This window comes from Mycobacterium sp. (assembly GCF_019243155.1).
Lineage (GTDB): Bacteria > Actinomycetota > Actinomycetes > Mycobacteriales > Mycobacteriaceae > Mycobacterium.
On record NZ_JAFAUS010000296.1, the window covers coordinates 1 to 14,131 of the forward strand.

The 14,131-nt window shown below is 68.7% G+C and carries 10 protein-coding genes and 1 pseudogene; 9 read left to right on the forward strand and 2 right to left on the reverse strand.

Features of this window, described 5'->3' with window-relative positions; all coding sequences use genetic code 11:
• Positions 1 to 473 (reverse strand): DinB family protein (locus tag JOZ00_RS14780; protein ID WP_293344757.1); only part of this gene is annotated, 473 nt, incomplete at its 3' end.
• A gap of 82 nt (positions 474 to 555) precedes the next feature.
• Here JOZ00_RS14780 and JOZ00_RS14785 point away from each other — a divergent pair.
• The 6 genes from JOZ00_RS14785 to rplL all read left to right on the forward strand — a co-directional run bounded on the left by JOZ00_RS14785 (position 556) and on the right by rplL (position 8,027).
• Positions 556 to 4,722: an NEW3 domain-containing protein gene (locus JOZ00_RS14785; protein ID WP_293344740.1), complete on the forward strand. Its 4,167-nt coding sequence runs from the start codon at positions 556 to 558 to the stop codon at positions 4,720 to 4,722.
• On the forward strand, positions 4,719 to 5,336 hold the full coding sequence (locus JOZ00_RS14790) for a malonyl CoA-ACP transacylase (protein ID WP_293344742.1): 618 nt from the start codon (positions 4,719 to 4,721) through the stop codon (positions 5,334 to 5,336). The genes JOZ00_RS14785 and JOZ00_RS14790 overlap by 4 nt, the downstream gene beginning before the upstream one ends.
• A gap of 5 nt (positions 5,337 to 5,341) precedes the next feature.
• Positions 5,342 to 6,250, forward strand: a complete 909-nt coding sequence (locus JOZ00_RS14795; protein ID WP_293344744.1) for an ROK family protein — start codon at positions 5,342 to 5,344, stop codon at positions 6,248 to 6,250.
• Between the two features lie 25 nt (positions 6,251 to 6,275).
• Positions 6,276 to 6,716 carry a DUF1772 domain-containing protein gene (locus tag JOZ00_RS14800; RefSeq protein WP_366022324.1) on the forward strand — a complete coding sequence of 147 codons (441 nt, stop codon included), beginning with the start codon at positions 6,276 to 6,278 and terminating at the stop codon, positions 6,714 to 6,716.
• A 247-nt stretch (positions 6,717 to 6,963) separates the two neighbouring features.
• Positions 6,964 to 7,602 carry a 50S ribosomal protein L10 gene (rplJ, locus tag JOZ00_RS14805; RefSeq protein ID WP_293344748.1) on the forward strand — a complete coding sequence of 213 codons (639 nt, stop codon included), beginning with the start codon at positions 6,964 to 6,966 and terminating at the stop codon, positions 7,600 to 7,602.
• 32 nt (positions 7,603 to 7,634) lie between these two features.
• Positions 7,635 to 8,027 (forward strand): 50S ribosomal protein L7/L12, encoded by a 393-nt coding sequence (gene rplL, locus JOZ00_RS14810; RefSeq protein WP_293344750.1) that lies wholly within the window; start codon positions 7,635 to 7,637, stop codon positions 8,025 to 8,027.
• A 53-nt stretch (positions 8,028 to 8,080) separates the two neighbouring features.
• Here rplL and JOZ00_RS14815 read toward each other — a convergent pair whose 3' ends face one another.
• Positions 8,081 to 8,758 (reverse strand): TetR/AcrR family transcriptional regulator, encoded by a 678-nt coding sequence (locus tag JOZ00_RS14815; protein WP_293344759.1) that lies wholly within the window; start codon positions 8,756 to 8,758, stop codon positions 8,081 to 8,083.
• Positions 8,759 to 8,843: 85 nt separating this feature from the next.
• Between JOZ00_RS14815 and JOZ00_RS14820 the strand changes: the two are divergent.
• The 3 genes and pseudogenes from JOZ00_RS14820 to JOZ00_RS14830 all read left to right on the forward strand — a co-directional run.
• Positions 8,844 to 10,341, forward strand: a pseudogene (locus JOZ00_RS14820) (carotenoid oxygenase family protein).
• Between the two features lie 192 nt (positions 10,342 to 10,533).
• On the forward strand, positions 10,534 to 11,544 hold the full coding sequence (locus JOZ00_RS14825) for an ATP-binding cassette domain-containing protein (RefSeq protein WP_293344752.1): 1,011 nt from the start codon (positions 10,534 to 10,536) through the stop codon (positions 11,542 to 11,544).
• Between the two features lie 397 nt (positions 11,545 to 11,941).
• A partial coding sequence (locus JOZ00_RS14830; RefSeq protein WP_293344754.1) for a DNA-directed RNA polymerase subunit beta occupies positions 11,942 to 14,131 on the forward strand: 2,190 nt, incomplete at its 3' end.

The window sequence follows — 14,131 nt, forward strand, 5'->3', positions numbered from 1 at the left end:
ATGTCGGCGTGCCCCGAGTGCCGGGCCAACTCGTTGATCACGTGCAGGATCACCCAGCGCACCGACCACGCGTCCAGATTTTTCGGAAACCATGGAATCTCGGTCGGCACCGGCACCGCGGCGTCCAGGTCCGCGGTTTCCACCAGGCGCAGCGACGTGGCGTTCTCCGCCTCGAAGGCTGCCAGCAGCCCGGCCAGCGTCTCGTCGGGCCGCATCACGTGCTGATCGCCGAATTCCTTCGCTATCTCGTCGAACGGCCGGGGGTCCTTGGGCGGTTGGTCCGGAGCGGCCGCGACCCGTGCCATCCAGTTGCGCTGCATGGCGGTGACGTGTTTGACCAGCCCGCCGATCGACAGCGCGCTGGCCGACGGCGTGGACCGGGCCTGCTCGTCGGTGAGGCCGTAGGACACCGCGAAGTAGGCGCTCTGGTGGTAGGCCAGGTACTCGCGCAGCGCGCTGCGTTCGTCGGCCACGGGCGGGGCAAGGGCTGGCATGGGCAATCCTTTCGGTTGCGGTATAGCCACCGTAAAGTGCGGGCATGCAGCTGGATTCGGCATGCGAATAATTTCGGCTCAGTCGACCGAACTGTTCACCGGGCCGACGGACGCTCCGCTGCAATTGGCGCGCGTCGACGTCGCCGAATGCGCCAAGGCGACGACGATCCGCATCGAGGGCGACGGCCTGGACGGCGAGGCCGTCGCCGGGCCGGGCGACGGGGTCGTCGAGATCGGAGTGCGGGTGCAGCGCCCGGTCGTCGGTGAGCGGCGCGCCGCGCGGGTGCACGCCGGCGCCGCTGATGCGACGTTCGACTTCGTCGTGGCCGAGCCCGGCTGGACCATGTATATGGTCAGTCACTTCCACTACGACCCTGTGTGGTGGAACACGCAAGGCGCCTACACCAGCGAATGGACAGAGGACCCGCCGGGAAGGGCCCGGCAGACGAACGGCTTCGAGCTCGTGCACGCGCATCTGGAGATGGCGCGCCGCGAGCCCGAGTACAAGTTCGTGTTGGCCGAGGTGGATTACCTCAAGCCGTACTGGGACACCCGCCCCAAGGACCGCGCCGACCTGCGCCGGTTCCTCGCCGAGGGCCGCGTCGAGGTGATGGGCGGCACCTACAACGAACCCAACACGAACCTCACCAGCCCCGAGACGACCATCCGAAACCTGGTGCACGGCATAGGTTTTCAACGTGACGTGCTCGGTGCCGACCCGGCCACCGCGTGGCAGCTGGACGTGTTCGGCCACGACCCGCAGTTTCCCGGGATGGCCGCCGACGCCGGCCTGACATCGAGTTCGTGGGCCCGCGGTCCGCATCATCAGTGGGGCCCGGCCCAGGGCGGGGACGTCGAGCGCATGCAGTTCTGCAGCGAGTTCGAATGGATCTCGCCGTCGGGCCGCGGCCTGCTCACCCACTACATGCCCGCGCACTATTCGGCGGGCTGGTGGATGGACTCGTCGACGACGCTGAGCGAGGCCGAGGACGCCACCTACGCGTCGTTCGATCAGCTCAAGAGGGTCGCGCTGACCCGCAACGTGCTGCTGCCCGTCGGCACCGACTACACGCCGCCGAACAAGTGGGTCACCGCCATCCATCGCGACTGGGCCGCCCGCTACACCTGGCCCCGCTTCGTCTGCGCCCTTCCGCGCGAGTTCTTCGCGGCGGTGCGCGCCGAGTTGGCGCAGCGCGGCACCGTGGCGTCGCCGCAGACGCGCGACATGAACCCGATCTACACCGGCAAGGACGTGTCGTACATCGACACCAAGCAAGCCAACCGGGCCGCCGAGAACGCGGTGTTGGAGGGCGAGCGCTTCGCCGTGTTCGCCGGGCTGATGAGCGGCGCCGAGTACCCGCAGGCCGCCTTCGCCAAGGCGTGGGTGCAGCTGGCCTACGGCGCCCACCACGATGCCATCACCGGCTCCGAGTCCGATCAGGTCTACCTCGACTTGCTGACCGGCTGGCGCGACGCGTGGGAGCTGGGTCGCGCGGCCCGGGACAACTCCCTGGTGGCGCTGTCCGCCGCGGTCGACACTCCCGAACGCGCGGTCGTGGTGTGGAATTCGCTGGCGCAGCAGCGCACCGACGTCGTCACCGCGCGGTTGGAAACACCGCTGGGCGACGGGATGCGGGTGCTCGGCCCCGACGGCGTGGAGGTCCCCGCGCACGTCGAGCACGGCGGACGGTCGGTCACCTGGCTGGCGCGCGAAGTGCCGTCGCTGGGCTGGCGGGCGTATCGGCTGGTGCCCGCCGGCAGGGCGGCCGGTTGGGAGCCGGCGACCGGCGAGGTGATCGCCAACGAGCACTACCGGGTCGAGGTCGACGCGAAGCGCGGTGGCGCCGTGGTGTCCCTGCAGCAGGCCGGTCGCGAGTTGCTCGCCGACGGCGCTGTGGGCAACGAACTCGCCGTCTATGACGAGCATCCGTCGCACCCGACGCAGGGCGAGGGCCCGTGGCACCTGCTGCCCAAGGGGCCGGTCGTGGGCTCGTCGGAATCCCCGGCGCGCGTGCAGGCCTACACGGGACCGCTGGGCGGGCGGCTCGTCGTCACGGGACGGATCGGCTCGCTGCTGCGCTACACCCAAACCCTCACGCTCTGGCACGGCATTTCGCGGCTGGACTGCCGCACCACCATCGACGAGTTCACCGGGGAAGACCAGCTGTTGCGGCTGCGCTGGCCGTGTCCCGTGCCGAGCGCCATGCCGGTCAGCGAGACCGGCGACGCCGTCGTCGGGCGTGGCTTCGCGTTGCTGCATGACGGGCCCGAATCGGTGGACACCGCGGACCACCTGTGGACGCTGGACAACCCGGCCTACGGCTGGTTCGGGCTGTCCTCGGCGGCGCGGGTGCGCGTCGGGGACGACGTGCGCGCAGTGTCGGTGGCCGAGGTGGTGTCGCCCGACGAACAGGCGTCCGGCGCGCTGGCCCGCGACCTGATGGTTGCGCTGGTCCGCGCCGGCGTCACGGCCACCTGCGGCGGCGCCGACAAGCCTCGCTACGGCGACCTCGACGTCGACTCGAACCTGCCCGATGTGCGGATCGTGCTGGGCGGCCCAGCGAGCAACGCCTTCGCGGCGGCCGTGTTGGCAGACGCCGATCCGGCATACACCGCCGAACTCGACCGGCAGCTGGCGCGGACCGGCCACGCACGGGTGTGGGTGCCGGCCACGAAGCCGTTGGCCGCGGCATGGGTCCCGGACGCCGACCTGCGGGCGCTGGACGCGCTGCCGGTGTTGGTGATCGAAGGCCGCGACGAGGAAAGCCTGACGGCGGAGATCGCGTCGGTGGCCGACGATCTCGGGGACGCCGAGATCGTTGTCGCCCAGCGGGCGCCGTCGGGCATCGAGCCCTTCGAAGCCCGGACCGTGGCCCTGCTCAACCGCGGGGTGCCCAGCTTCGCCGTCGACCCCGAAGGCACCCTGCACACCGCGCTGATGCGCTCCTGCACCGGCTGGCCCTCGGGCATCTGGATCGACGAACCGCGCCGCACCGCGCCCGACGGCTCGAACTTTCAACTGCAGCACTGGACACACGTTTTCGACTACGCACTGGTTTCCGGCGACGGCGACTGGCGGCACGCAGCGATCCCGGACCACAGCGCGCAGTTCTCCCACCCACTGCTCGCCGTCACTGCGCGGCCGTGCGTCGGCACGCTGCCCGCCGTCGGCTCGCTGCTACACGTCGATCCCGCCGGCGCGGTGCAGCTGGGCGCCCCCAAGGCGGCAGGCAACCCGTTGGCCGCGGGGAGCGCCCGGTCCGTCGACCCGGCCGCGGTGGCGCTGCGGCTGGTGGAGACCAGGGGAGCGGGCACCCGCGTGGCCATCGGTTCTGGGGTGGGCAAGGCGACCGGCCTACGCGGCGCCGATCTGCTGGAAGAGCCGGGCGAGCGCACCCGTTCGATCGACCTGCACGGCTACCAGGTGGCGACCGTGCTGGCCCGGCTCGAGGCACCCCGGACCATTGCCGGCCCCGCCACGCTCGCCCCGCACGCCGAGGCGGCTCAACCGCTGTACGCGCGCTATTGGCTGCACAACCGGGGCCCCGCGCCGCTCGGTGGGCTGCCGGCCGTCGCCCATCTGCATCCCGCGCTGGTGACCGCCGAGCCGGGCGGCGAGGTGTCGTTGCGCCTGACGGCGGCCAGTGACTGCAGCGATTCCGCGCTGGACGGAGCGGTGACGGTGCTGTGCCCGGACGGCTGGTCGGCCGTGCCCGGCGAGCTGCCGTTCACCCTGTCCAGCGGCGGGCACCGCGAGGCCGAGGTGCTGGTGTCCCTCCCGCCGAGCACCGAACCCGGGCTGTACCCGATCCGCGCGCAGCTGGGCATCACCTCCGAAGGCGTGCCGGCCGCGTGGCGGCAGGTGGTCGAGGACGTGTGCGTGGTTGCGGTGGGGGACGTCGATGTCGACGAGCTGGTGCACCTGGTCGACGGGCCGGCCGAGATCGCGGTCGAGCACGGCGAAGAGGCGGAACTGACGGTCACGATCGGCAGCCGCGCCCTGGCCGACCTGGCGCTGGAGGCGCATCTGATCAGCCCGTGGGGCACCTGGGAGTGGATCGGTCCCGCGGCGCTGGGCGCGGTCCTGCCCGCCGGCGGCACGGTCGACCTCGGCTTCCGGGTGACCCCGCCGGCCTGGCTGGAGCCCGGCCAGTGGTGGGCGCTGGTCCGGGTCGGCTGCGCAGGGCGGCTGGTCTACTCGCCGGCGGTGACGGTGACCGTGACATGAGCGTCCATATGGTCGCGACCGTCGCCGGCGTCCCCGTGTCGGCGGACGAGGTCGACGCGGCCGAGGCGCGGCTGCGCAACGCACCCGGCGCGGCCGCTCTGCCGGCCCGCGGCACCAGCGAGGGCCGCCAGCTACGGCGCTGGCTGACGCAACTGATCGTGACCGAACGGGTGGTCGCCGCGGAAGCAACCGCGCGCGGCCTGACCGGGCTCGGTGCGCCGACGCAGGCCGAGCTGCTGCCCGACGTCACGGCCCGGCTGGAGATCGGCAGCGTGGCCGCGGCGACGCTGGCCGACCCACACGCGCGGGCACTGTTCGCGGACGTCACCGCCGCGGTGCGCGTCGCCGACGACGAGGTGGCCGACTACCACGCCCGCAACCCGCTCCGGTTCGTCCAGTCGCGCCCGGATCGCCACGGCTGGCGGACGCGACCGGCTTCGGCCCCACCGCTGGCCGAGGTGCGGTCCGCAATCGCGGAGCACCTGCGGGGCGCCGCGCGGCGACGCGCCTTCCGGGTGTGGCTGGACGCGCGCCGGGCCGAGCTGGTGCAGCTCGCGCAGGGTTACGAGCATCCCGGCGACCCACGTCAACCCGACAACACCCACCGGCACTGATCGCCATGCTCACCCTCTGCCTGGACATCGGCGGTACGAAAGTCGCTGCCGCGCTTGCCGATTCGGGTGGCGTGCTGGCGTACAACGCCACCCGCCCCACCCCGCATTCGCCCGACCCCGAAATCGTGTGGGCCGCCGTCGCTGCCGCGATCGCCGACGCGGTGCGAGCCGCGCAGGCCCCGATCGCCGCTGTGGGTGTCGCCGCGGCCGGGCCCATCGACCTGCACAGCGGAACCGTCAGCCCGATCAACATCGAGGCCTGGGACCGCTTTCCGCTGCGAGACAGGGTCGCGGCCGCCGTGCCCGGGGTGCCGGTGGCGATGGGTGGCGACGGCGTGTGCATGGCCCTGGCCGAGCACTGGCACGGTTCCGGCCGCGGCGCGCGGTTCATGCTGGGCATGGTGGTGTCCACCGGGGTCGGCGGCGGGCTGGTGCTCGACGGCCGGCCCTACGCCGGGCGCACCGGCAACGCCGGTCACGTCGGACACGTGGTGGTCGAACAGGACGGCAACCTGTGCACGTGTGGCGGTCACGGTTGCGTGGAGACCGTCGCGTCGGGGACGTGGATGGTGCGCTGGGCGCGGCAAAACGGTTGGTCCGCGACGCCCGAGGCCGGCGCGCGAGAATTGGCCGCCGCGGCGTCGGCGGGAAACCCGATAGCCGAGCGGGCGTTTCACCGAGGCGCTGCCGCGCTCGCGGCCACGATCGCCTCGGTGGGCGCGGTCTGCGACCTGGACCTCGTCGTCATCGGGGGAGGCGTCGCCAACTCCGGTCGCCTGCTGTTCGACCCGTTGCGGGCGAAGCTGGCCGACTATGCCGGGCTGGACTTTCTGGCCGGGCTGCGGGTGGTGCCCGCGGGCCTCGGTGCCGGGGCCGGCCTGATCGGCGCGGCCAGGCTCGCGCAGTTCGGCTGAGCGGCCGCATGGGAGTGTCGTTGCCATGGACCACAACATGGACACGCTCGCTGTTGTGCTCACCGGGCTGATGGCGGGTGTGGAACTGGCCGCCGCCGCCTTCTTCAATCCGATCACCCGCAAGCTTTCCGACGATGCCTTCCGCGCGGCGCGCGGCCGCGCCGCGCGGACGCTGGGTACCTTGATGCCCTTCTGGTACGCCGTGACGTTGCTGGTGTTGGGATCGCTCGCCATCGAGGAGCGCGGCGAGTCACGCGACTGGCTTTTCGGGATCGCGGCGGGGCTGATGGCCCTGATCGTGCTGATGACGGTCACGTTGCTGGTGCCGTTGAGCAACCGCATCGCCAAGTGGCCCGCCACCGGCGAGCATTCACGTGATGTCGCCGCGCGCTTCGACCGCCTGCACCAGCTGCGAACGGTGCTTCTGGTGGCGGTGTTCACGGTGCTGGCCATCGCGGTCACCTGAGGCGCCGTTTTGGTCGACCGGCACAGGTCACGCTATTCTGGTTGCCGATCCACCGAAGACCGTCGGTCACCGAGAAATCGGTTGAAGGTCCGGGAGCATCCCGGCGGCCCACGCAGGAGGACGAGGCAACACCGCCGGCATGCGCCGGCGAATCTTCACGCCCCGGCCGCTTCCTGCGCCGGGGCGTTCGTCGTTCAACGGTGATCACCGACGACAAGTCACACGACTTTCACTTCAGGAGGTAGGCATGGCCAAAGCTGACAAGGCCACCGCCGTCGCAGACATCACCGAGCAGTTCAAGGAGTCGACCGCGACGCTGATCACGGAGTACCGCGGTCTGACGGTGTCGAACCTGGCCGAGCTGCGCCGTTCGCTGCGGCCATCGGCCAGCTACGCGGTGGCCAAGAACACGCTCATCAAGCGTGCCGCCGCGGACGCGGGGGTCGAGGGGCTCGACGAGCTGTTCGTCGGCCCCACCGCCATCGCGTTCGTGACAGGCGAGCCGGTCGACGCCGCCAAGGCCATCAAGACCTTCGCCAAGGAGCACAAGGCGCTGGTCATCAAGGGTGGCTACATGGACGGCCGCGCGCTGACGGTCGCCGAGGTCGAGCGTATCGCCGACCTGGAATCGCGCGAGGTGTTGCTCGCCAAGCTGGCCGGCGCGATGAAGGGCAACCTGGCCAAGGCGGCCGGGCTCTTCAACGCGCCCGCCTCGCAGATGGCCCGCCTGCTGGCCGCGCTGCAGGAAAAGAAGCCTGCGGAAGCCGCCCCCGCGGCCGAAACGCCGGCGGCCCCGGCGGCAGAGGCGGAGGCGGCACCCGCCGAAGCCGCTGCGACCCCAGAGACTCCGGCTGAATCGGCCGAGACCCCGGCCGAAGCCGAATAAACCCCAACCCGAAATCAGGAAGGACCCACACCATGGCAAAGATTTCTACTGACGACCTGCTCGACGTGTTCAAGGAAATGACCCTGTTGGAGCTCTCCGACTTCGTCAAGAAGTTCGAGGAGACCTTCGAGGTCACCGCGGCCGCTCCGGTCGCCGTCGCCGCCGCCGGAGCTCCGGCCGGTGGTGCCCCCGCCGAGGCCGCCGAGGAGCAGTCGGAGTTCGACGTCATCCTCGAGGCCGCCGGCGACAAGAAGATCGGCGTCATCAAGGTGGTCCGCGAGATCGTCTCCGGCCTGGGCCTCAAAGAGGCCAAGGACCTGGTCGACGGCGCGCCCAAGCCGCTGCTGGAGAAGGTCGCCAAGGAAGCCGCCGAGGAGGCCAAGACCAAGCTCGAGGCCGCCGGCGCCACCGTCACCGTCAAGTAGTCACGTCACGAACCCCCGGGGCCGCCACGCGGCTCCCGGGGGTTTCGTCGTATTCAGTGCGCGGCCTTCGCCGCCTGCTGCGACCGCGCCACCTTCTCGAGTGGATCGCCCAGGGCGACAAGCAGTCTCGCCATCATCGAATCGAGCACCGGACCAGCTGCCGCGCCGACATCACCGTAGAACCCGGCCAGCTCGAGCATCACGAACCCGTGGATCTGCGACCAGAACTGGGCCGCCGTAGCGATCACGGTCGCGTCGTCGGCCGCACCCGCGGCCGGGAACCGGCCGGCCCGCATGCATCGGTCCACCCCGTGCACCACGTGCGCGAAGCTCGGGCAGTCCTGTTCGATCTGCGCCACCTTCAGCGTCAGCACGTCTTGAACGGGCGCGGTGATGCCGTGTGCGCTCGTGCTGCCGAACATCAGCCGATACATGTGCGGGCGCTCGATGGCATAGCGCCGGTAGGCCGCGCCCGTCGCGATCAGGTCCGCGACCGGGTCGTCGGTCTGCGGCACCAGCTGGGCTGCGTCGAACTGCCGTAGCCCCTCCTGGGCAACTTCGGCGATCAGGCCCTGCATCCCTCCGAAATGGGTGTACACCGCCATGGTCGAGGTTCCCGCCGCGCCGGCGACCTTGCGGGTCTGCAACTCGTCGGGACCGTGCTCGTTGAGCAGGTCGACCGCCGCCGCCAGCATGTCGTCGCGGATGCTGCGTTTGCGCTGAGTGGTCAATTCCGAAGCCATCGTTGCCATCTTCCCATCCACGGCGTAACGTCTCGATAACGACGTCATATCAATGTTATAGGAGAGCAGACGAATGACCTCCACCCAGACCGTCGAGTCGCAGAAATCCCTATCTTGATGGCTTCCTGGCGCCGGTGAGCGCCGAAGTGACCGCCCACGACCTGCCCGTCACCGGGCGCATCCCCGAACACCTCGACGGGCGCTACCTGCGCAACGGGCCCAACCCCGCCGCCGAGGTCGACCCGGCCACCTACCACTGGTTCACCGGTGACGGAATGGTGCACGGCGTCGCGCTGGGCGGCGGGCAGGCCCGCTGGTATCGCAACCGCTGGGTCCGCAGCCTCTCGGTGTGCGCCACCCTGGGCGAAGCGGCGCCCGCCCGGCTGAACCCCCGCGCCGGGATGCTGAGCATGGGCGCCAACACCAATGTGTTGGGCCACGGCGGGCGCACCCTGGCGCTGGTGGAAGGCGGAATCGCCAACTTCGAACTCACCGACGAGTTGGACACGATTGGCACCTGCGATTTCGACGGCACCCTGGCGGGCGGCTACACCGCGCATCCGCACCGCGACCCCCAGACCGGCGAATTGCACGCCGTCTCTTACTCTTTCGCGCGCGGACGCACCGTGCAGTACTCGGTGATCGACAACCGGGGCCGGGCCCGTCGCACCGTCGACATCGCGGTCAGCGGTTCGCCGATGATGCACGACTTTTCGCTGACCGATAAGTACGTGGTGTTCTACGACCTACCGGTGACTTTCGACGCCTCGCAGACGTTGCCGGGGAACATGCCGGGCTGGCTGTCGCTGCCGGCCCGCCTGGTGATGCAGTCGCTGATCGGACGCGTCCGGGTGCCGAGCCCGATCAGCGCGATGATGAACCGCGACCCGAAGCATTCCGACCGGATGCCGTATGCCTGGAATCCGAACTACCCGGCGCGCATCGGAGTCATGCCGCGCGAAGGCGGTAATAAAGACGTGCGCTGGTTCGACATCGAGCCCTGCTACGTCTACCACCCGCTCAACGCCTACACCGAGGCACGGGACGGCGCCGAGGTGCTGATTCTCGACTTGGTGAGCTACCCGCGCATGTTCGACCGCGACCGGCACGGGCCCGGCGATTGCCCGCCTACCCTTGATCGCTGGACGATCAATCTGACCACCGGCGCCGTGGCCACCGAACGCCGCGACGACAGGCCGCAGGAATTCCCCCGGATCGACGAAAGCCGGGTGGGAAAGCGTCACAGGTTCGGCTACACGGTCGGCTTCGGATACCTCGCCGGCGGCCCGGCGGACGCCTCGACGCAGTTGTACAAGCACGACTACGCGACGGGCGGCAGCGAGGTCGCACCTCTGGACCGCGACCTTTTAATCGGCGAGATGTCCTTTGTCCCCAACCCCACGAGCAACGCCGAGGACGACGGCGTCCTGATGGGATACGGCTATCACCGCGGCCGCGACGAAGGCCAATTGCTGCTGCTGGACGCCCAGACGCTTCAGTCGGTGGCAACCGTGCACCTGCCGCAGCGGGTACCGATGGGATTCCACGGCAACTGGACGCCCGCCAGCTAACACGTGCCTAACAGGCGTTTTGGCACGCGCGTTGAATAGCGCGGCCCAGCCGGCATGGTGTGATCTCAGGTCAGCCACTTTTTATATGCTGGGCCGCGCAACGCCGATCCCGCGCCCCGAGCGTGCGCTACAGTGACTCATGCCACAGAAAAGAGCAGGTGGCGGGCACAAGCTTTTACGGAAGGATTCCCCATGGGCGTCTCTATCGAGGTGAGCGGACTGACGAAGTCCTTTGGATCCTCGAGGATTTGGGAAGACGTGACGTTGGAGGTCCCCGCCGGGGAAGTCAGCGTCCTGCTGGGACCGTCGGGTACCGGCAAATCGGTGTTCCTGAAGTCTCTGATCGGCCTGTTGCGGCCCGAGCGCGGCTCGGTCGTCATCGACGGCACCGACATACTTCAGTGTTCGGCCAAGGAGCTCTACGAGATCCGCACGCTGTTCGGCGTGATGTTCCAGGACGGCGCGCTGTTCGGTTCGATGAACCTGTTCGACAACGCCGCCTTCCCGCTGCGTGAGCACACCAAGAAGAAGGAAGGCGAGATCCGTGACATCGTCATGGAGAAGCTGACCATGGTGGGTCTGGGCGGCGACGAGAAGAAGTTCCCGGGTGAGATCTCCGGTGGTATGCGCAAGCGCGCCAGCCTGGCCCGCGCCCTCGTGATGGACCCGCAGATCATCCTCTGCGACGAGCCGGACTCGGGTCTGGACCCGGTCCGCACCGCCTATCTGAGCCAGCTGATCCTCGACATCAACGCCCAGATCGACGCCACCGTTCTGATCGTCACGCACAACATCAACATCGCGCGCACGGTGCCGGACAACATGGGCATGCTGTTCCGCCGCAAGCTGGTCATGTTCGGCCCGCGGGAGGTGCTGCTGACCAGCGAGGAGCCGGTCGTGCGGCAGTTCCTGAACGGCCGCCGGATCGGTCCGATCGGCATGTCGGAGGAGAAGGACGAATCGACCATGGCCGAAGAGCAGGCTCTGCTCGACGCGGGTCACCACGCCGGCGGGGTCGAGGAGATCGAGGGCGTGCCGCCCCAGATCACCGCGACGCCCGGGATGCCGGAGCGTAAAGCCGTCGCGCGCCGCCAGGCGCGAGTGCGCGAAATCCTGCACACCCTGCCGAAGGAGGCCCAGGCCGCGATCCTCGATGACCTCGAAGGTACGCATAAGTACCGGTCGCACGAATTCGGCGACTAGGACCTCTGCGACCCCGATGGTTCACGATAACTTGGCGTAACTCCGCGGCCCGCCCTCTTGACGAAGGGCCGTAAACGGGCCAATCTGTTGGTCAGCATGTATCCAGCGGAAAGTCGAGATGCCAGCCAGCGTCGATGTCCCTGGACACCACATGCTGGGCAGTTGAGGAATATGCGAGCCTGCGCTATTGTTGGACGTTGCGCTGGCTACTTCCTGCCCACCTCACCCGCCACCTGACACCGTGGTCTAAGCCTGAGCCCCCTCAAGCGGCTTAGCTCTTAGTTGTGCGCGTGAGATATGGACAGATCGTTCGCCGGCCTAACCGACACAATTCGCGGCGAACGATCCGGTGGTCCCGGGTTCTCGTAAGTCGCACGAGGTGCTGGAAGGATGCATCTTGGCAGATTTCCGCCAGAGCAAGACGGATCACCCACAAAGTTCCTCTGCTGGAAGTTCCTTAAACGGCTCCGTACCCGGAGCGCCCAATCGAGTCTCCTTCGCCAAGCTCCGTGAACCCCTGGAGGTTCCGGGGCTGCTTGACGTGCAGATCGACTCTTTCGAGTGGTTGATCGGGTCACCGCGTTGGCGCGAGGCCGCCGCGCGTCGCGGCGACGTCGAACCGACGGGCGGCCTCGAAGAGGTGCTTTACGAGCTCTCGCCGATCGAGGACTTCTCCGGCTCCATGTCGCTGTCGTTCTCCGACCCCCGTTTCGATGAGGTCAAGGCGCCGGTCGACGAGTGCAAAGACAAGGACATGACGTACGCGGCCCCGCTGTTCGTCACGGCCGAGTTCATCAACAACAACACCGGTGAGATCAAGAGCCAGACGGTGTTCATGGGCGACTTCCCGATGATGACCGAAAAGGGCACGTTCATCATCAACGGGACCGAGCGCGTCGTCGTCAGCCAGCTGGTGCGTTCGCCCGGTGTGTACTTCGACGAGTCGATCGACAAGTCCACCGAGAAGCTGCTGCACAGCGTCAAGGTGATTCCGAGCCGCGGTGCGTGGCTGGAGTTCGACGTCGACAAGCGCGACACCGTCGGTGTGCGCATCGACCGCAAGCGTCGTCAGCCGGTCACCGTGCTGCTCAAGGCGCTGGGCTGGACCAACGAGCAGATTCACGAGCGGTTCGGCTTCTCCGAGATCATGATGTCGACGCTGGAGAAGGACAACACCGCCGGCACCGACGAGGCGTTGCTGGACATCTACCGCAAGCTGCGTCCGGGCGAGCCGCCGACCAAGGAGTCCGCGCAGACCCTGCTGGAGAACCTGTTCTTCAAGGAGAAGCGCTACGACCTGGCCCGTGTCGGGCGCTACAAGGTCAACAAGAAGCTCGGTTTGCATGTCGGCGACCCGATCACGTCATCGACACTGACCGAGGAAGACGTCGTCGCCACCATCGAGTACCTGGTGCGTCTGCACGAGGGCCAGGCCACGATGACGGTCCCCGGCGGCAGCGAGGTGCCGGTGGAGACCGACGACATCGACCACTTCGGCAACCGTCGTCTGCGTACCGTGGGCGAGCTGATCCAGAACCAGATCCGGGTCGGTATGTCGCGGATGGAGCGGGTCGTCCGGGAGCGGATGACCACCCAGGACGTCGAGGCGATCACGCCGCAGACGCTGATCAACATCCGGCCGGTCGTCGCCGCGATCAAGGAGTTCTTCGGCACCAGCCAGCTGTCGCAGTTCATGGACCAGAACAACCCGCTGTCGGGTCTGACCCACAAGCGCCGCCTGTCGGCGCTGGGCCCCGGCGGTCTGTCCCGTGAGCGGGCCGGGCTGGAGGTCCGTGACGTGCACCCGTCGCACTACGGTCGCATGTGCCCGATCGAGACCCCTGAGGGTCCCAACATCGGGCTGATCGGCTCGCTGTCGGTGTACGCGCGGGTCAACCCGTTCGGGTTCATCGAGACGCCGTACCGCAAGGTCGTCGACGGCGTGGTCTCCGACGAGATCCACTACCTGACGGCCGACGAGGAGGACCGCCACGTCGTGGCGCAGGCCAACTCGCCGCTCGCCGATGACGGCCGCTTCGCCGAGACGCGTGTCCTGGTCCGCCGGAAGGCGGGCGAGGTCGAGTACGTGCCCTCGTCCGAGGTGGACTACATGGACGTGTCGCCGCGCCAGATGGTGTCGGTGGCCACCGCCATGATTCCGTTCCTCGAGCACGACGACGCCAACCGTGCCCTGATGGGCGCCAACATGCAGCGCCAGGCGGTTCCGCTGGTGCGTAGCGAGGCGCCGCTGGTGGGCACCGGCATGGAGCTGCGCGCCGCGATCGACGCGGGCGACGTCGTCGTCGCGGAGAAGCCCGGGGTGATCGAGGAGGTCTCCGCGGACTACATCACCGTGATGGCCGACGACGGCACCCGGCACACCTACCGGATGCGCAAGTTCGAACGCTCCAACCACGGCACCTGCGCCAACCAGTCGCCGATTGTGGACGCCGGAGACCGCGTCGAGGCCGGCCAGGTCATCGCCGACGGGCCGTGCACCGAAAACGGCGAGATGGCGCTGGGTAAGAACCTGCTGGTGGCGGTCATGCCGTGGGAAGGCCACAACTACGAGGACGCGATCATCCTC

Coding starts and splice junctions, on each gene's coding strand:
- JOZ00_RS14825 (WP_293344752.1), top strand. CDS start 10,534: ATGGGCGTCTCTATCGAGGTGAGCGGACTGACGAAGTCCTTTGGATCC.
- rplL (WP_293344750.1), top strand. CDS start 7,635: ATGGCAAAGATTTCTACTGACGACCTGCTCGACGTGTTCAAGGAAATG.
- rplJ (WP_293344748.1), top strand. CDS start 6,964: ATGGCCAAAGCTGACAAGGCCACCGCCGTCGCAGACATCACCGAGCAG.
- JOZ00_RS14790 (WP_293344742.1), top strand. CDS start 4,719: ATGAGCGTCCATATGGTCGCGACCGTCGCCGGCGTCCCCGTGTCGGCG.
- JOZ00_RS14800 (WP_366022324.1), top strand. CDS start 6,276: ATGGACCACAACATGGACACGCTCGCTGTTGTGCTCACCGGGCTGATG.
- JOZ00_RS14785 (WP_293344740.1), top strand. CDS start 556: ATGCGAATAATTTCGGCTCAGTCGACCGAACTGTTCACCGGGCCGACG.
- JOZ00_RS14795 (WP_293344744.1), top strand. CDS start 5,342: ATGCTCACCCTCTGCCTGGACATCGGCGGTACGAAAGTCGCTGCCGCG.